Below are 709 nucleotides of genomic sequence, written 5' to 3'. Positions count from 1 at the left end.
ACCGTTTCATTCGTGGTCCGGCCAGATCGATCAGATCGCGGCAATCGACTTGGTCCAAAAATCCGCCTAGCACGACGACGTTGGGAGACTGGACCGCCATCAGTACCTGGTGCGCCCGTCCGCCGGCACACAGTTGTGCATCGGGATAGGTCATTCGGATGGTCGCAGGATCATCCATGATGCGCATCCAATAGATAGGTGCGGTTGAGCATCGGGTGAGCCTGATCGGTTGGCCCCCAATCGCCATCGGGATGGAACACGATGACATTGAGCTGCTGATCGTCAGTGCGGAAGCGATGCAACTCGCGCTCTTCGATGCAGAACAAGGTGCCGGCTGTGAGAGGGATTTCGCGACCTGCAAAGCAGGCAAAGCCGGAGCCGCTGGCGACCACGCCTAAGCGGATCGAGGGGTGGATATGGAACGACTGGCGCACACCGGCAGGGAACGACAAGTGGTTGAGGCTTGGGTCGCCTTTGCGCGGCGGGTAGACCAGCAACGAATCCGAGCAGTTGTCGATGTAGCACAGCCGTCCAGACATCTCGATTGGCCCGCCGACCAGTCCTTGTCCACGGAACCCATGACGGATCACGGCAAAGGCCATAACGCCCTCGTCCAGAATCAGCATGGCATGCTCGCTGCCGGTGGCATGGCAGAAGTATTGCCCATGGGTGGCTTGACGTAGAACTTTCTGTTTGTCCGTGCTGTTTG

General features: G+C 59.0%; 1 protein-coding gene. It reads right to left on the bottom strand.

The window, feature by feature from the left end; translation table 11 throughout:
• Positions 1-170: 170 nt before the first annotated feature.
• Positions 171-709, bottom strand: a 539-nt coding sequence (locus XANALMUS060_RS17250) for an AraC family ligand binding domain-containing protein (RefSeq protein WP_235430618.1), incomplete at its 5' end; no start/stop codon positions are given.

The sequence above is a fragment of the Xanthomonas sp. MUS 060 genome (genome assembly GCF_000963215.1).
In the GTDB taxonomy this organism is placed as follows: domain Bacteria; phylum Pseudomonadota; class Gammaproteobacteria; order Xanthomonadales; family Xanthomonadaceae; genus Xanthomonas_A.
The sequence above is the reverse complement of the archived record's forward strand: the minus strand, read 5'-3'. Positions and strand labels throughout refer to the sequence as shown.